This window comes from Photobacterium pectinilyticum (assembly GCF_024357955.1).
GTDB lineage: Bacteria > Pseudomonadota > Gammaproteobacteria > Enterobacterales > Vibrionaceae > Photobacterium > Photobacterium pectinilyticum.
The window spans coordinates 1-18,070 of sequence record NZ_JANEYT010000092.1 but is presented as its reverse complement, the minus strand read 5'-3'; the positions used below and the strand labels follow the sequence as shown (position 1 = coordinate 18,070).

The window sequence follows — 18,070 nt, the reverse complement described above, 5'->3', positions numbered from 1 at the left end:
ATACATGGATGTGACTGAAGAAATTAACGAAAACAGGATGTTAAGTCTTCAGCAACAGTTAAAAGGAACATAGCGTTGTTATTCCGCCCTCAGAAGTCGATGTTCCTGCTACTTTACTGCTTTTACAAGAAAATAGAATCCTCCTGAAGCAAAAGTTTTAGGCGTAGCAGGGGGCGTAGAATATCACTGAGTTTGGTATTAGGCCGCAGCTAAATAGAGCAGCGGCTGTTCGATGTATATGCAACTTCTTTTTTACGCATTGGCATATTGTCGACCAATTGAGAAATGTGTTGCCAGTTGGTTTGTTCGTTCCAGCGATGCTTTTCCAATCCGTCTTTACCAATCAAAATAGCGGTATGAGAGTCTCGGGATATGTTGTAGAGCTTTTCCAAGCGAACGACATCTTCCGGGCTAAAAACATCGGTAGGCTTATTAAAGCCGTCTTTGGTCATGACCACCACCACGATATCCCGCTCTTGAAGCATGCAGTCATGCATCAGTGATTCTTTGATAAATGTATTTACATGCTGATCTTTTTCGGGGGCAAAATACAAGATGCTACGGTGGTTCCAATGCATGGAGCCTGTAGGGTAGGAAAAGGCGTTAATACTAAAAACAACCATAATTATCGCCAATAGGTTTGTTAACAGCTGGTTCATTGTCGTCTTCCTTCCTGATGCTAAGGTGGAAAGCCGGTGATGGCGCTGTGAAAAGTCAGCGCTGCTGCCAATAACTAACGACATTCTTGTCGGATTGGATCAAAACTGCGAGTGTTGTCTCATTGTTATGCCTTTTAGTATATATGACTCTGAAGATTGTGGTGGTGGCGAATGAGACAGATAAAGCAGGGGTTACCTACTTCAAGACACTGTGTACGTCGCCATGTGCTCGGCGACATAGTCGATAAAGACCCGCAGCCGAGCGGGCATGAACTTAGTTTGGGCAAATTGCAGTGCAATATCGCCTTGGTAGTTACCTTTGATAGTCCAATCTTCCAACACCGGTTTCACGTCACCCTCAGCCAGTGCTTTTTTGATCACAAAGTCTGGGAAAATACCGATACCCAGGCCATCCATTACACCACGCAGACGCATCTGTGAGTGATTGACAGCATAACGGCCCGAGACTGGGATCGTGTGCATCTCCCCATTTTGGACAAAGTCCCAAATATGATCAGTTGGTGTTTCACCAAGGTAAAGACAATCGTGCTGCAACAGATCGGTTGGATGGGTAGGGATGCCTCTTTGGTCGAGGTACTCGGGGCTGGCACATAGGCTCAGGCTCACTTTACCCATTTGCTTGAGCACTAACCCTTCGGTTGGTTTTTCCGTCAGTCGAAAAACCACGTCAATGCCTTCAGATATCAAGTCGATATCGCCATCGCGCGCTTTGAGTTTTAACTCGATTTCCGGGTACTGAGTAAGAAACGGCAATACCATAGGTTGTAAAACAATGCTTAAAAAAGCTTTGGGCGCCGCCACAGTGAGCGAACCTGATGGCGTTTCGTGCTCAGAGATCGTGAACTCGACGGCTTGTTTGGTTGCTTCCAATAAGGTGCCGCATTGGTTGTAGATACCTTTACCCGACTCGGTAATCACCAGTTTTCTGGTGGTACGCTCAAGCAACTTGGTAGATAGGGTTTGCTCCAGTCGGGACAATTGCTTGCTCAGAGCTGAAGGTGTCACTCCCAGCTTTCTTGCTGCTGCAGTGAAACTGCCTTCATCAACAACAATTTTAAATACTGCCAGTTCAGGCATTAAGGCAATAAGTTTATTTGTGTCCATAATTCACGAGACCTTTTCCACGAGAGGGGATAATAGTCCGATTGCGGTTTGATTAGAATGGCTAAAGTTCAAAGATCCTGTGAAATTGCAATAATTGCAGGTAAATCACCTAATCTATAAATGGAAATATTGCTCAAATAGACGGTTTCACCGTGTGTTTGTTCCGGATGTCAATTGGTGGCAGCCGGTTGAACGATATTATTGTGAGGAACATCATGTCTGCCGCATTTTATGATCAAATCAATCAGCAAATCGAAGAAGTAAAAGCTGAAGGTCTGTACAAGTCTGAGCGCATTATCACTTCTCAGCAGAAAGCTGCTGTTTCTATCAGTACTGGCGAAGAAGTGTTGAACTTCTGTGCAAACAACTATCTTGGTCTTGCTAACCATCCTGAGCTTATTGAAGCGGGTAAAGCCGGTATGGATCAGCACGGTTTCGGCATGGCGTCTGTACGTTTTATTTGTGGTACTCAGGACATTCACAAAGAGCTTGAGCAGAAACTATCAACATTCTTGGGTAAAGAAGACACCATTCTTTACACGTCTTGCTTCGATGCCAACGCGGGCTTGTTTGAAACTATTCTTGGCAAAGAAGATGCAATCATTTCTGACTCCCTGAACCATGCGTCAATCATTGATGGTGTTCGTCTATGTAAAGCGATGCGCTTCCGTTACTCGAACAACAACATGGAAGAGCTTGAACAGCAATTGATTGCTGCGAAAGAAGCGGGTGCACGTCATACGCTAATCGTAACTGACGGCGTGTTCTCAATGGACGGCGTTGTGGCTAACCTTCCAGCTATCTGTGATTTAGCAGATAAGTACGGCGCATTGACTATGGTTGATGACTCTCACGCTGTTGGCTTTATGGGTAAAACCGGTGCCGGTACGCACGAGTTCCATAATGTTGTTGACCGTATCGACATCATCACGGGTACGCTAGGTAAAGCAATGGGTGGCGCTTCAGGCGGTTACACATCAGGTAAGAAAGAAGTGATCGACTGGCTACGTCAGCGTTCTCGTCCATACCTGTTCTCTAACTCTGTTGCTCCTGCAATTGTTAATGCGTCTATCCGTGTTATCGATCTACTAAAAGAAAGTGGCGATCTGCGTGACCGCCTATGGTCAAACGCAGAACAATTCCGTACTCGTATGGAAGCTGCTGGCTTCACAATGGGCGGTGCAGATCACGCTATCATCCCAATTATGCTAGGTGATGCAAAAGTTGCCGCTGAGTTCGCTGAGCGTGCGCTTGAGAAGGGTATCTACGTTGTCGGTTTCTCTTTCCCTGTTGTACCAAAGGGTCAGGCACGTATCCGTACTCAAATGTCAGCAGCACACACTCCAGAGCAGCTTGATAAAGCGATCAATGCCTTCATCGAAGTGGGCAAGGACATGGGTATTATTTAATCCCATTATCCAGTAGTTCAAGGGCCAAGGGCTGGCAAAGTACCAGTCCTTTCAAATCTACCCTGCAGTAGGAACATATAATGAAAATCAAAGCACTTTCCAAACTTAAGCCAGAACAAGGCATTTGGATGACTGAAGTGGACAAGCCTGAGCTTGGCCATAATGATCTACTTATTCGCATCAAGAAAACCGCTATCTGTGGTACTGATGTTCATATCTACAACTGGGATGAGTGGTCGCAAAAGACAATTCCTGTTCCTATGGTTGTCGGTCACGAATATGTGGGTGAAGTCGTTGGCATTGGTCAGGAAGTCCGTGGCTTTGAGATTGGCGACCGTGTATCGGGCGAAGGGCATATCACATGTGGTCACTGCCGTAACTGTCGCGGTGGCCGTACCCACCTTTGTCGCAACACTACGGGTGTTGGTGTAAACCGTGAAGGTGCATTTGCTGAATACCTTGTGATCCCTGCGTTCAACGCATTTAAGATCCCTGAAGGCATCTCTGACGACCTAGCGTCTATCTTCGACCCGTTCGGTAACGCTGTTCACACTGCATTGTCTTTTGACCTAGTGGGTGAAGACGTTCTAATCACTGGTGCCGGCCCTATCGGTATCATGGCTGCAGCCGTTGCTAAGCACGTTGGTGCTCGTCACGTTGTTATTACTGACGTGAACGAATACCGCTTGGATCTTGCTCGTCAAATGGGTGTGACCCGCGCTGTTAACGTCGCAGAAGAGAAACTGGAAGATGTGATGGCTGAGTTAGGCATGACAGAAGGTTTCGATGTGGGTCTTGAAATGTCAGGTGTACCATCTGCTTTCAACAGCATGCTAACAAGCATGAACCACGGTGGTAAGATTGCACTGCTGGGCATTCCGCCATCAGACATGGGCATCGACTGGACTCAGGTGATCTTCAAAGGTTTGATCATCAAAGGTATCTATGGTCGTGAAATGTTCGAGACATGGTACAAGATGGCAAGCTTGATCCAGTCTGGTCTTGATCTAACACCAATCATCACTCACCACTATAAGATTGATGACTTCCAGGAAGGCTTTGACATTATGCGTTCAGGTATGTCAGGTAAGGTTATCTTGGATTGGGAATAATCCCTCCTTAATAATGAAAAACGGGCTCTGAGCCCGTTTTTTTATATCCAGTCATAGATTAAAAGACCAAGGCTGAGCCGGTTTGTATAGTGGTCATAGTCGATCAGGCTTTCGCCATAGCCATTGTAATACTGCAGGTACAGCTTGACCGTTTCATAAATAGGGAAAGCCCAACTTAGCTCTACAGCGCCTTTATTATCACTGGTGCGAAAATTGTTGCGGAGCAAGATGCTTATGAGGTGTCCGTCGCTTTTATAACTTAGACGGTAGTTTCCGTAGCCGAGGTACTTGTCGATATCGGGGTTATCATCGTCATTTGCATCCTCAGGAAGTCGGTACCAAGGCTGCAAAGAAAGAAGGAAATTGCCTTTGGTAAGCTCGAATTTGGCATAAATTCGATTCCAACTGCGTGATAAAGGTTCTGAGCGGCCATTAGATTGGTGAATCAAACCTAAGTCAGTTGCAACAAACTTGAAGCCAAGCAGCTCGTAATCAGAATAGTAACTAACGAATACCTCCGGGCTATAGTTGGTCTCCCTAAAAGGAGCAGACTCGTCCGAGTTATAGAGTTGCCACCAAGCAGTTTGGGTATAGCCAAACCATACATCCCAGTTATCTTTGTATAAGTTGTCCCATAACTTAATTTTGCCACTTATCTGAAATTTCACTTCAAGATTGTCTATTTCAGATCCAGGTCTAAGTTGCTGCCATACTTCTTCATTTGGTTTGTCGTTGTAAGAGGCTGGCAATATATAACTGGGTTCATGCGGGGTTAACAGAAATAGCTTTCTTTGATTGAAGTAGCGATTGATGTCAGTGATCGACATCGTATCTAAATTAAAATTGTCATTGTCATTGTCATTGTCATTGTCAGTATTCACCGTTGATGGAAGACTTTCGTTAGTATGATAAACCTCATCGTAGCAGGTTAAACGGGCTGTATTATCCCTAATTTCACTGCAATTTGTGTGGGTGTCATTTGAGGCATGTCCAAAAAAAGGTAGACAAGCCACGAGGGCTAATAAAGGGGGAAACTTAAACATTGCTCATCCTTTAGCAAACTTATTAATAAAACTTAGTTTGAAAAAGAAACCATTACAAAGCGTTTTTATGTCTCATAATACATTAGTTATTATGAACCATCCGCTGAGTCGGTATTACTTCAGCATTGGACTGATTGTAACAAGAGCAACCAAGCCGGCCATCATTGGAATTGAGATACCTGCGATTCGAGCGATAGGCTAATAAGAACAGATACGGAGCGTGGAAGAATGAAATCTACTCGTGATGAAGCTCACAAAACCTGTTATACTTCGGGCACATGGTGAGGAAGTCGTCTTTATGGCGACTTTTTTATTGCTTGATATACATCATTATTGGAACAGTACATTGATTTCTACAGCTAATATCACGATGCAGTCTTTACTGTTGCAATTAACTTGCTCCGCTAATATTATCCGCTCCATTCTATATTTAGATTGGAACTGATAAATGCCACAGGCTATTCCCTACATACGTTTTAGCTCTTCCATTCAACAAAAAGGCTCATCACTTGAGCGCCAGCAGAATCTCATTGATGACTACCTCAAATTGCACCCAGAAGTCGAACTGAGCAGCCTTCAGTACCAAGACTTGGGCTTGTCAGGTTACAAGGGTAAACACCTTGAGAACGATCTAGGGAAGCTTCTAGAGGCTATCGAAGCTGGACACATCAAAGCAGGTGATTACATTCTTGTTGAAGCTATGGACAGGCTAGGGCGATTGCCTGAGCTTGAGATGATCTCGCTGCTACACAGTATTCTTAAACATGACGTGAAGATAATCACTTTGCAGGATGGGCAAGAATACAGTAACGAAGCTCTGGCAGCTAATGGCGGCCTCCTTTACTTGCTGGCTGGCAAGGTTCAGATGTCCCACCAGCATTCGAAACAGCTATCTGAGCGTGTAAGTGCAGCTTGGGTAAAGAAGCGCAAAGACGCTGAGGCTGGAAAGGGCGTTAAGCGTAAAGCGCCTTGGTGGATTACGTGGAATGATGAAACTGATCGTCATGACATTATCACTGAAGAAGACAAGCAACTGCTGAATGATGTCTACAAGTGGTACTTATCCGGTCTTGGTGAAAGACGAATTCTTGCTAGGTTACGTGAAGTAAAGCCTGAGAAATTTGGCTCTACTGACCCCGCTACAGTTAAACGGTGGTTACGTAACAAGACCGCCATTGGCTACTGGAACGACATACCTGACGCATATCCTGCCGCAATACCAGATTACTTGTTCTATCAAGTCCAAGAGGAGTTAGCCAGAAGGGCTGATGGTAAGTCTCAGACACCACGATCAGGTCATTTTTTATGTGGCCTTGTGAAGTGTGGTTGTTGTGGAGGCAACTTCTCAATGAGGAGTAACAAGCATTCACGTGATGCGATGCTTTGCAGTATCGCCAATAAAAGAAAGGACAAGTGCACTAACGGCAAGACGATCCCGGTGCAGGTTTTGGATTGGGTACGGAATGAGACCTTTGCTGAGGCTATCCAGCAGATAGAGACTAACTCTCAGAGCCAGGAAGCGGACCAAGAGTTGGCAGTGGTGAAAGGTCAAATTGCTGAACTGGAAGAGCGTATCGACAACTTAATCGAATTAGTCGCTGCTGGTTCTAAACGTACTCAGAAAGTTGTTTCATTGCTTGAGGATGAACTTGAGAAACTGCACGAGAAAGAGTCAGACCTTCTCTTGCAGATAAGAAAGCCTTCTGAAGTCTCATATGCAGATGCAATGGTCACTGGCAGTGAAATGCTAGACAACCCTGAGTTGTTGAATGAATTGCTACGTAAGACTGGGTACTATCTATCTGTTAACGGTAACAAGATAACTTATGATGATCGTGTGTGGGAATACGTGAAGTGGTCACGTAAGAACGATTGTTACCACATGAGTGAGTGGACGATTGAAGGAGACTTAGTCTCTGAGTTCACGCTTGATGTAGGGCGTGGTTGGACTCCAGAAGAAATAGAATTGTGGAAGTCACGAGAGTCAATAGAGACTAACTACCATGTATTAGACCTGAGTCGAGGGGAGAAAGTTAAAGTATCTCCTGATGACAACGCTGAAATTATTGATGCGTTACGGGCAATCGATAAGGCTGTAGCTGATAGTGTGAAGCTCTAGATTTCTGCGGTTCTACAACTTCCCCAAAACCTAGAAGGTCACTGTTTAACAGTGGCTTTTTTCGTTCACAGGAAATATCTGCTGTTCATGGTGCCTAGGTGCTTGGTGGGTGTGAGTCCCCATCAAGTAAATCTTTCAAGAATACAAAATATGATCAACGGTTTATGTGTATAACAAGGCTGACACATTCGCCAGCCCTCCGATCTAGACCTACTTGTTCCAGTGCCTCTTAACAGTCGCGATACCAAGTCCTAGCAGTTTAGCGGTAGCACTCTGTGATAGTCCCTCTTCTTTGCATCGCTGTACGTTCTCAGTTGTCCCTTTCGCTGGTGGTCTTCCCAGTTTCTTGCCCTCTGCCTTGGCACGGTTGAGACCTTCCTGAGTACGCTCACGGATGCGATTACGCTCAAACTCGGCAAAGGCACTGAACATTTGAAGCATGAGCTTACCTTCAGAGCTGCTTAAGTCTGCAACGGGTAGGTCTAAGGAGATTACTTTGATTCCTTTAGTCGTTAACTTATCAATTGTCTGTTGAACGTCGATATTGTCACGGCCTAGACGGTCAAGCTTCAGAACTACTAACTTGTCACCTTTCTCAAGCTTGTGTTCAACCAAAGTCTTGAACTCTGGGCGTTCGATTGCAAGTACGCTACCTGATACGGTTTCAGACACTACACGGTTATCTGTTACGTCATAGCCTGCACTACGTATAGCAAGGATTTGGTTTTCGGTGGTTTGTTCTACAGTAGAGACTCGGCAGTAGGCGAAAGTGCGTCCAGTTGTCATGTGATGTCCTTTAAGGTGGTATCGAAAATGCAGTATCATAATTGCATTGGTATCACTTACTGTCAAGGGTATTTAGGTGATACCAGTGTCAGGGGTATCTAGCTAGGATCATTTAACGAGTGTTTTGTGATACCTGAGACGGGATTATGTTCAGGTGATTTGGGGAGGTGAAGGTGAAGTTGCTCCTGATCCTCATGGTGATGATGGTGCTAATGTTGATATTATCTTACCAAATGAACCGGGTAACTCGGTTACTTAGAGACTAAAGGTCAGCGTGTACCTTCAGAACGTGTTGAGAACAGGAGCCTTAGAAGCGACGACGATGATGTGTTTTTTGCCTCTTCTTCTGCGCCTGAACAGGAATAAGTTAATAGATTTTAACGATCAGTACCTTCATTATTGATCGGTTTAATCCGTTAGAATAGTTACTAGATCTATTATAAAATTAGACCTACTTAATAGGTGTTATGACAGAAAGAAGTAAGGTGTTGAAAAGACACTAACCTGTAGCGTAAATCTTGTAAAGATCCTTCGGTGGGCTTTCGCCTAATCACCTTCTTTTGCTAGCGCTTTACTTGCACTGTTCAGTGTTCTATCCAGTAGCTGTTTAGCCGATCTCATAATGACAAGTAGTGTGATATGAGCGAAGCTCTCCTGCAAAGAAAGCAGCAAGCTTTAAACAAACTTTTAAACCCCACTAAAAAGTATCCTACATTAGCATTCTTCTTAGCTTTCGAGTCTAAGTGGTTGTTTTTTGATGTTTTACTTGTGAGTTGGGTGTCCCAAAATAATAAGGAGTGTGAATGAATCAAAATAATAATCTACCAACGAAACAATTCCAGCTTTTGATTCGTCTAGTAAACAGCAATCGTAAGCAGTCAAACAAATTTTTCGATAAAGCCGATAACTCTTTCCTCACAACAAACCTCCGTAAACTGGAAGCATTGAGCGGTGAGTCTAAAAGCTCATTGCAAAGGTTGTTCAAGAGCTTACGCGAGAAAGACCTGTTACGTGACGGTATCGTTAATGCAGCAGGTCAGCCTATATCGATGCTTAATCCATCTTTTTTGTACCGTTCGAGCGGTTGGGAGAAAATATTCGCACAAGCCATGTTCCATCTTGGTAGTCATGAAGGTGCTGTTATTTGGGCGCAGAAATGTCGAACGGATTACAGACTGTATGACTTCACAGTGTTTTGTCTGAAGAAGGTAAATACAGAGGTAATTGACTTTGAAACAGGTGAGGTTATTCCGTTTGAACAGCCATACTTACGGGTACTATCTGAGCGTGATGTGATGGGGTGGAATGGTTACACTTGCTCATATAGTTCAACGGACAGAACTAAACGGAGGTGTGTTGCAGCTTGACCTGTTAAGCCCAGTAAAACGGGCGATGCACTATGTCGGGGGAGGGGAGCGTTTAGTTATTCACTAAGGGATACTGTGATCATTTGTTCTAAATTGTTGCGGCTGATTGTAGTTTATCATGGCTAGCTTTATTATATCCTTTATTACATATAAGCTAATGAACATCGAAAAATGAAAAAGCTTCTTATTTCAGTAACAGTTCTACTATCATTTTCTGCCCAAGCAGATTTTCTACATCCTTTGCAGTTTGATGGCTCTGAGATGCATCAAAACAGGGTTGTTACTTATATTCAAGAGCGGGTCAGGAAAGACTATTGCGATACGATTGATTTGTGCCAAGAGGTCATGTTACGCATGATGGAGCAAGAAAACCTAGGTGCATTCAAACGACTTACTAATGCAACTCATACAGATATCTTGGATCGTGCAATAGCTGATTATTGTGGGGCTATTGACATGTGTACTTACCAAATGATCGAAATAATGTATAACGAGAACGTAAGTGCTTCACAACAGCAATTAACATGGTAATAAACGCTAGAGCAGGGCTGCTTCTTGCAATAAACGGTAAAGCCAATTGATACGCCTTCTGAACTGATATGTGGTCTAGAACCATCATTCCAACATTTGTTTTTACAATAGTTTGGGGACTTTATCCGTAGCAGGAAATCAGGCTTTATGAAACTCCATAACAACATTGAAGTTAGAATGAATAAAACAATTACATCTATCATAGCCTCCACGTTAATTAGTATCTCACCTCACTCATTAGCATCCCCCACACTGGAAGATTTACATTCAGCAGCTATAAGATCATCACAGTGTTTGATGCCTGTCTCTATGCTGTCCGGTGATTCTTCAGTTAAGGAGGACGCTTTTGCGGAATTTGAAAGAGCTCGCACTGCAGCTTCATTAGCTGGAATTAAAATAGAGCGAAAAGACTACACACCTACTGATAGGGATACAGACATTATGGAGCAGTTTCAGGCTTACTATGATCAATATCAGTGTGGCGAATGGGTTACTGCAATGCAGGCATCTGTTAAAAATTATACTGAGCAATACTTACGTTCACGCCATCCCCGACAATATGACCTAAATCGTATTGAAGCATGCGCTTCTTTCATACGGAACTATGAGGGGGATACTCCGAAGCTTAGACGTTTTTATTCTCGGAGGTCAGAGCTGCTAAAACAACACCACGAAGATGGTTTAATGTTTGAGTTGCACAGTTATCAAAACCCATTGGTATCGCGACTGCAAAGAGATATGAACTCTGATCGGCTATACAAGCAGAAGTCTGGAATGGAAGCTGCACGATATATGGCGCGTGAAGGGATCCAACGTTTGGAATGCGATATTTGGGATTTAGAGCTGGGGCGCAAATAATAGGGATTAAGTGCTAAATACCCGGTTCGAAAAAGCCTGCTATTAGAAGCTGCAAAGTAGAAACAGTCTTTCGATAGCGGGCTTTGAATAGGGTGTGTTGTAAATTTTAGGTGGTTGTTACCACTTATCACCACCTATTACGAACGTAGTAGATCGTACTGATATAGCTTCCCCTTGCCTTTGTAGCTACACGTGGCCGTGAGAGCTTCTGTAATACCCATCTTGACGAGTTCGACCAGATTGGCTACCTCTGTATCCTTTTCCCCGATAGATGCCTGTATAGATCTTAGAGGGCGTTATACTGTCTGACCATACGTATGACATTTAAGTGAACCAGAGAGAGGGTTAGCTAGCCACATGCCTTATTGCATTGAATTAAATGTTAGCTTCAAAGGGGTATACAGGCTTGTTCATATCCTTTCTTACTTGTACTATCAAATGGTTAACAGTATAGGGGCTTGTTCAATGAGTTTGTCTGAAGTTTTGCTGCCATACGATAGTGCGTCTGGCGAAGAAGAAATTAGAACATTTACACATGAAGGAAAGTTGTTTTTTTCATTGTTTGATGTTGTGAGGGTGATCCAGCGTGAAAATCGCATATTAGACCCAGAAAAGAACTCGAAAAGTATCATCACATTGATCAGGGCACACATAACACACTTACTTCCAAAAGAAATATTCTCTCGAACAGATCTCCCTAAGAACTTGGACAAACCATACCAAGAAAGTTATGTCACCAAGTCTGGGCTATTGCGTGTAGTACTACAGGATAACTCTCCTGCTTGCATCAAATTTCAAGAGTGGGTGTTAGAAGAGGTAATACCGACCGTATTAGAGACGGGACAGTATCAACATCCAAGCTTACAAGCGACATCAGTTCCTGTCACTGAAGACTTTGACGTAGAAGCGATGTTAAGACTTCAACTTCAAGAAACGCTCGAGCGTAAAAAGGCCGATGCAGAATTGAAAAGAGAAATTAGCAGTCTTGGAACTAAGTTAACTACCATAGAAAAAGTGGTTAACTGTGAGCAAATGATCTACGTTACTGACCACGAATCGGTTGCTGGATTAAATTACAACAAGCAGTATGAAGTTTTTTCACAATGCATTCGTTTATGTGGTAAAGAGCCAGATATATACCGCTCTCGCAGAGTTTCGGAAGCTGACGACGTATCTTCTAAACTGTTTACTCGAAATGTCGTTGAAAAAGCAATCACATTTGTAGATTAACAGGAGTTGTTATGGGCGTGCTTTACAAGGTAGTAATGGCCTTCTGCATGGTGTGCATAGTCACAGTTGGTTCGATTACTTTCGGATTTGTTGGTTTTCTCGTAACAGCGGTTATAGCTGTGATGCTTTCTAGGTCTATTTCGAATAGAGAACGTCAGTCTTTGGAGAAAAGAAGGCATGAAGAAATCCTGCAAGCACTTCAAGACAAACGGTGACGGCTTCTTTCCTCCGTTTTCAAAGTGTTGATGAAGTTCACAGTTTTAACTGCTATACTACGTGACCGAAGATTTCAAGGTAACGCTGGTGTAGAGCTTTACCTATTGATTTAAAAGTATTTTCCCTTGGAGGGAACAAGTTATCATCAGTACAGCTAATATCACGATGCAGTTTGGCGACAAGCCACTGTTTGAGAATATCTCAGTTAAATTCGGTGGCGGTAACCGCTATGGCCTTATCGGAGCGAACGGCTGTGGTAAGTCAACGTTCATGAAAATTCTTGGCGGCGAATTAGAGCAGTCAGGCGGTACTGTTTCACTCGATCCAAACGAGCGTATGGCTAAGCTAGGCCAGGATCAGTTTGCTTTCGAAGAATACTCTGTGGTTGATACCGTGATTATGGGTCACAAAGAGCTTTGGAAAGTAAAAGAAGAGCGTGACCGCATTTACGCATTGCCAGAAATGTCTGACGAAGACGGCATGCGTGTTGGTGACCTTGAGACTGAATTCGCGGAAATGGACGGCTATTCAGCGGAAGCTCGTGCTGGTGAGCTTCTACTTGGTCTTGGTATTCCTGAAGAGCAACATTTCGGCCTAATGAGCGCCGTTGCACCTGGTCTTAAAGTTCGTGTTCTTCTGGCTCAGGTTTTGTTTGCTGATCCTGAAATCATGCTACTTGATGAACCAACGAACAACTTGGATATTCATACCATTAGCTGGTTGGAAGAGATTCTTCTGGCGCGTAACTGCACCATGATTATTATCTCGCACGACCGTCACTTCCTAAACAGTGTTTGTACCCACATGGCTGACCTAGATTACGGTGAACTTCGCCTATTCTCTGGTAACTATGATGAGTATATGATCGCAGCTGAACAAGCTCGTGAGCGTCTACATGCAGATAATGCGAAGAAGAAAGCGCAAATGGCTGAACTACAAACGTTCGTAAGCCGTTTCTCTGCTAACGCATCAAAAGCAAAACAAGCGACATCTCGTCAAAAGCAGCTTGATAAGATTCAGCTGGATGAAGTGAAGGCATCTAGCCGCCAATCTCCATTTATCCGTTTCGATCAGGAAAAAGAGCTTTTCCGTAACGCATTGGAAGTAGAAGGCCTGAAGCAGGGCTATGATGATAATATCCTTATCAACGGCGTTAAAATGCTGGTTGAAGTGGGTGAGCGTATTGCTATCATCGGTGAAAATGGTATCGGTAAGTCAACGCTGCTGAACACTCTTGCGGGTGCGATGGAACCGATGGATGGTATGGTTAAGTGGTCAGAAAACAATAACATTGGTTTCTACGCTCAGGATCATAGCGCTGACTTTGCAGAAGATATCACGCTGCTTGAGTGGATGGGTCAGTGGAAGAAAGAAGGCGATGACGAGCAAACCGTTCGTGGTATTCTTGGTCGTATGCTGTTCTCACAAAATGACATTAAGAAGTCTGTAAAAGTGATTTCTGGTGGTGAGCAGGGTCGTATGCTGTTTGGTAAGCTGATTATGCAAAAACCAAACATTCTTCTGATGGATGAACCAACCAACCACATGGATATGGAATCTATCGAAGCATTGAACCTGGCACTTGAAAACTTCAAGGGCACACTGTTGTTCGTATCTCACGACCGTCAGTTTGTTTCTTCGATTGCAACGCGTATTCTTGAAATTACAAAAGATGGCGTAGAAGACTTCCACGGTACCTATGAAGAGTACCTAGCGAAGAAAGGTCTTGTTGGCTAATCAACGATTAGTTGAAGCTTGATTTAAAAAGCCGCCTTTTTATGGCGGCTTTTTGTTATATATAGTGATGAGGCACTATGCCAAGATACATAGGTATTATTGTGCTTTGTTTTTATAAATAAGGAAAAAGTATGAAGATTTGGGTCGATGCCGACGCTTGTCCGAATGTCGTTAAGGAAATTTTGTTCCGTGCTGCTAATCGGGTAGGGGTTGCAGTGACGTTAGTCGCTAACCAGTATATTCGCGTTCCACCATCACCACATATTAAATCAATTCAGGTTGAATCTGGGTTTGATGTAGCTGATAACTACATTGTTCAGCAGTCAGAGCCGGGCGACCTTGTGATTACCGCCGATATCCCACTGGCAGATGAAGTGATCACCAAAGGTGCTCATGCGTTAAATCCACGGGGGGAAATGTACACCAAAGACACTATTAAGCAACGTCTTCAGATGCGTGACTTCATGGAAACGATGCGAAGCTCAGGTGTACAAACCGGTGGCCCTGCGCCACTGAATCAGACTGACAGGCAGAACTTCGGCAATAAGCTTGATGCGTTTTTAGCGAAGAATTTTCGCCGTTAATAACTCGTTTGATAATCGTGGTGAGACAGCCATGTCTCGCCATATTGTCATTAGCAAGAGAGAATAAATTTCATTCTTTTTCAACGTTGTGAGCATCCATTTCTGTTTAAAGTATCGTACAAAATATACGATGCCGAACATATGTTCTAAATATATGAACATATGTATAATGTTCATATAAATTCCGAGTTGATAAAGGATGCACTATGGATTTGAACCTGCCTGTTGATACTGATCTTCTTACTGAAGTCGCAATGGCCTATTATCATAATGGTTCTACGCAAGAAGAAATTTCTAAACGGTTTGGCATTTCTCGGATTAAAGTTGGCCGGCTTTTGAAAAAAGCTCGTGAAGAAGGCATTGTTGAAATCACGGTCAAATATCATCCCGTTTTTTCTGCCAACCTTGAAGAAAGGCTTATTGAGCGTTTCGGAATTAAGCGCGCCCTCATCGCGTTAGACCAGCCTCATGAGGATGAGCAACGCAACCTGGTAGCGAGCCTAGTTTCTAGCTATCTGTCGGATACTTTGACCGATGATATGGTGATAACCGTGGGTCAGGGGCGCAATGTTTCTGCCGTAGCTGAACATGTTGGCGTTGCAGCTAAAAGGAATTGTAAATTTGTTTGCGGTATTGGTGGAATTCACCCAAGGGGAGGGCAAACTAATGCTGACCATATTTGCCGTCAGCTTGCGAAGAAATTTGGTGGTAACAGTGAAAGCCTTTACGCGCCAGCCTTCGTTGCCGATCCGGTTATACGTGAAGGCTTGATGGCCAACCCAACGATTAAACAGACACTCGATTTAGCCCGTAAAGCCGACATGGCAATCATAGGTGTCGGTGATATGAGCGAAAATAGCTTTATGGTCGACCTAGGGTGGTTTACCGCTCAGGAAGTTACGGATGCCAGAATGAACCATGGTGTGATTGGTGATATTGCCGGTTATGATTTCTTTGATATTTACGGCAATACCTCTCACAGTATTTTGAGTGACAGGATCATTGGCCTGAAACTGGCTGAGTTCAAAGATGTTCCGGAAGTTATTGCTATTGCTTCTGAAAGCAGCAAGTCATTATCGCTGTTAGGGGCTTTGCGTACTGGAGCTGTTAATGTGTTAGCTACCAGTGTATCTAATGCCATGACAATCCTTAACCTTGATGATGTATACCGCCAGAGATAACTCGGTAAAGCCATCTCTAACCCCCCCTAGCTTGTCGCTTAGCAAGTCAGCCCTGTTTCCAACGTGATTAGGCTGGCTTGATTCTATCTAATGTACAAATGTGCTCTACCTCATCTTTTATAACACTTATATATCATCGTCGATCTTTTTGGATAAACCCCACAGTATTATTATTACGAATGTGTTCATTTGTTTATGCTGTTCAAGGGACTAAATGTTTAAAGCTTGTAAAACGGGCGATTTGGTGATCAATTTCTCATAAGTGAAACCAGTTTGTTTCAATGAATTCGAAATAACCCTATTATCATATGAACAAGGTATGTTCATTGGTTCGGTTTTTAGTGGTGGATTGATACACAGACAGAGGAAAAGTTGATGAAACCCGTTATTGCTATGGTATTAGGTGATCCCGCTGGTGTAGGCCCGGAAGTTGTGGCTAAAGTGCTATCTGTTAATGAGTTTGCCGATAGGGCAAACGTATTGCTGATCGCAGATGAGGATGAATTACGCCGGGGTATGGATATTGCCCTCTGCCCATTTAATTACCAGATTGTTAGTTCTTTTGAAGAGGCTGATTTTACAAGTGGTACACCTGTATTACTTGAGTTTAAAAGTTCATGTCAGGAGCCTTTGGTATACGGCAAAGAAACCGTTGCAGGTGGAACTTATATCATCGAAAGCCTAAAGATTGCGGTTGATCTTACTCTTGCTGGTAAGACTCATGGGATCTGCTTTGCACCATTGAACAAAAAAGCAATGAATATGGCCGGGTTGGGCCACCGTGATGAACTATCTTGGTTTGCTGAGCTTACAGGCTATAAAGGCTTTGGCTGCGAGGTAAATGTTGTTGACAATATCTGGGCAGGACGAGTTACATCGCACATTCCTTTTAGGGACGTTGTTGACCGGTTGAGTATTGATAGTGTTCTAGAAACTATCGAATTGATGCAGCGGACTTTGGTATCTGCTGGGATTGAGGCACCCAAAATAGCTGTTCAAGCACTTAACCCGCATGGCGGAGAAGGTGGGTTATTCGGTGATGAGGAAATAACTATTATTTCTCCATCGATTGAAAAAGCCAAAGAAAAAGGGATTGATGCATATGGCCCTTTCCCTGCAGATACCACTATGTGGGCAGTTCAACAACAGGAGTTAAATGCCGTTGTCTCTATGTATCATGATCAGGGGGCAACAGCGCTTAAAATGATGGGTTTTGATCGAGGTGTTACGGTACAGGGAGGGATCCCTATTCCTATCGCGACGGCTAACCACGGATCAGCCTACGATATTTATGGAAAGAACCTTGCTACACCTCTGGCATTTAAAAATGCCCTAGATCTGACCATTCAGATGGCAAATGTTTACCAAAATAAATTCGTTAGCTAACGTTCGTGTTAAAGGAGGGGATTACCTCCTTCTTTAAACCTACCTTTTAGAATTTATTGTTAAAAAGGATGAACAATGAATTTTCTTAATAGACTTGCAATTAATACAGCTATTTTCGATGGGCATGATATGGCAGAGAGCTTGGCGATGATCAAGGCCTTAGGAGTATCGAACGTTGAATTTGCATTTAATCAAGGCTATGTCGGAAATCTTGATGATAGTTTATTCTCTGACTCACATGCCGATAAACTGATTGATCTTTTATCTCATTATTCATTGTCGACTGTTGCGCTAGGTTGCACCATGGATATGGCCTCTTACCAGGCTATTGAAAGCTTTAAAATGCGTATTATTTTTGCTGAAAAATTAGGTGTTAAGTATTTAAATACCTGTACAACTCGTATTGAAAAGATAGATATTCTGATTGATAACCTTAATGTATTAGCACCATATGCAGAGCAACACGGATGTGTTATTTGCCTTGAGAATGGAGGTGATCGAAATTTTAATGCTATTTCTTCAGCTACCGAAAGCATCCAGTTAATTGATAAAATAAATCATAAATCGGTTGCGTTGAACTTTGACCCAGGTAATACCGTATCAGCTCTCCCTGATAAGTCACCTGTTGAAGAAGCTTTAAAAGCGATACCATTTGGCGTTGTTGATCAATTCATCCTCGGGACGGCTCAGCCCCAAGGGCCTTTCTGGGGTTAGTTGACCATCTGAC

16 protein-coding genes are annotated in these 18,070 nt (G+C 43.4%); 12 read left to right on the top strand and 4 right to left on the bottom strand.

From position 1 onward, the window contains the following. Nucleotides 1-209: 209 nt before the first annotated feature. Complete coding sequence (locus NHN17_RS22755) at nt 210-659, bottom strand: DUF4174 domain-containing protein (RefSeq protein WP_255044942.1); 450 nt, start codon at nt 657-659, stop codon at nt 210-212. A 201-nt stretch (nt 660-860) separates the two neighbouring features. Beyond that, complete coding sequence (locus NHN17_RS22750) at nt 861-1,784, bottom strand: LysR family transcriptional regulator (RefSeq protein ID WP_255044941.1); 924 nt, start codon at nt 1,782-1,784, stop codon at nt 861-863. A gap of 215 nt (nt 1,785-1,999) precedes the next feature. On the opposite strand from NHN17_RS22750, the gene NHN17_RS22745 reads away from it, so the two are divergent. Both NHN17_RS22745 and tdh read left to right on the top strand, forming a co-directional pair. After that, nucleotides 2,000-3,193: a glycine C-acetyltransferase gene (locus tag NHN17_RS22745; protein ID WP_255044940.1), complete on the top strand. Its 1,194-nt coding sequence runs from the start codon at nt 2,000-2,002 to the stop codon at nt 3,191-3,193. Between the two features lie 80 nt (nt 3,194-3,273). Beyond that, a complete protein-coding gene (gene tdh, locus NHN17_RS22740) occupies nt 3,274-4,305 on the top strand; it encodes an L-threonine 3-dehydrogenase (RefSeq protein ID WP_107348794.1) in 1,032 nt (343 codons plus the stop codon). 41 nt (nt 4,306-4,346) lie between these two features. Here the strand turns inward: tdh and NHN17_RS22735 are convergent, their stop codons facing one another. Continuing rightward, nucleotides 4,347-5,348 (bottom strand): phospholipase A, encoded by a 1,002-nt coding sequence (locus tag NHN17_RS22735; RefSeq protein ID WP_255044939.1) that lies wholly within the window; start codon nt 5,346-5,348, stop codon nt 4,347-4,349. Nucleotides 5,349-5,796: 448 nt separating this feature from the next. On the opposite strand from NHN17_RS22735, the gene NHN17_RS22730 reads away from it, so the two are divergent. Further along, nucleotides 5,797-7,467, top strand: coding sequence for a recombinase family protein (locus NHN17_RS22730; RefSeq protein ID WP_255044938.1), 1,671 nt, complete (start codon nt 5,797-5,799; stop codon nt 7,465-7,467). Nucleotides 7,468-7,677: 210 nt separating this feature from the next. Here NHN17_RS22730 and NHN17_RS22725 read toward each other — a convergent pair whose 3' ends face one another. Next, complete coding sequence (locus NHN17_RS22725; protein WP_255044937.1) at nt 7,678-8,253, bottom strand: recombinase family protein; 576 nt, start codon at nt 8,251-8,253, stop codon at nt 7,678-7,680. An 803-nt stretch (nt 8,254-9,056) separates the two neighbouring features. Between NHN17_RS22725 and NHN17_RS22720 the strand changes: the two genes are divergently transcribed. The 9 genes from NHN17_RS22720 to NHN17_RS22680 all read left to right on the top strand — a co-directional run bounded on the left by NHN17_RS22720 (nt 9,057) and on the right by NHN17_RS22680 (nt 18,057). Next, nucleotides 9,057-9,620 carry a MarR family transcriptional regulator gene (locus NHN17_RS22720; protein ID WP_255044936.1) on the top strand — a complete coding sequence of 188 codons (564 nt, stop codon included), beginning with the start codon at nt 9,057-9,059 and terminating at the stop codon, nt 9,618-9,620. Nucleotides 9,621-9,791: 171 nt separating this feature from the next. Beyond that, nucleotides 9,792-10,151 (top strand): hypothetical protein, encoded by a 360-nt coding sequence (locus NHN17_RS22715; RefSeq protein WP_255044935.1) that lies wholly within the window; start codon nt 9,792-9,794, stop codon nt 10,149-10,151. Between the two features lie 147 nt (nt 10,152-10,298). After that, entirely contained in the window at nt 10,299-11,009 is a 711-nt protein-coding gene (locus NHN17_RS22710; protein ID WP_255044934.1) for a hypothetical protein, read from the top strand. 465 nt (nt 11,010-11,474) lie between these two features. Beyond that, nucleotides 11,475-12,239, top strand: a complete 765-nt coding sequence (locus NHN17_RS22705; RefSeq protein WP_255044933.1) for a BRO family protein — start codon at nt 11,475-11,477, stop codon at nt 12,237-12,239. A gap of 357 nt (nt 12,240-12,596) precedes the next feature. Further along, a complete protein-coding gene (locus tag NHN17_RS22700; protein ID WP_255044944.1) occupies nt 12,597-14,192 on the top strand; it encodes an ABC-F family ATPase in 1,596 nt (531 codons plus the stop codon). 131 nt (nt 14,193-14,323) lie between these two features. Then, nucleotides 14,324-14,776, top strand: coding sequence for a YaiI/YqxD family protein (locus NHN17_RS22695; protein ID WP_255044932.1), 453 nt, complete (start codon nt 14,324-14,326; stop codon nt 14,774-14,776). 206 nt (nt 14,777-14,982) lie between these two features. After that, on the top strand, nt 14,983-15,957 hold the full coding sequence (locus NHN17_RS22690) for a sugar-binding transcriptional regulator (RefSeq protein ID WP_255044931.1): 975 nt from the start codon (nt 14,983-14,985) through the stop codon (nt 15,955-15,957). A 375-nt stretch (nt 15,958-16,332) separates the two neighbouring features. Further along, nucleotides 16,333-17,343 carry a 4-hydroxythreonine-4-phosphate dehydrogenase PdxA gene (locus NHN17_RS22685; protein ID WP_255044930.1) on the top strand — a complete coding sequence of 337 codons (1,011 nt, stop codon included), beginning with the start codon at nt 16,333-16,335 and terminating at the stop codon, nt 17,341-17,343. 75 nt (nt 17,344-17,418) lie between these two features. Continuing rightward, nucleotides 17,419-18,057, top strand: coding sequence for a sugar phosphate isomerase/epimerase family protein (locus tag NHN17_RS22680; RefSeq protein WP_255044929.1), 639 nt, complete (start codon nt 17,419-17,421; stop codon nt 18,055-18,057). Nucleotides 18,058-18,070 lie beyond the last annotated feature (13 nt).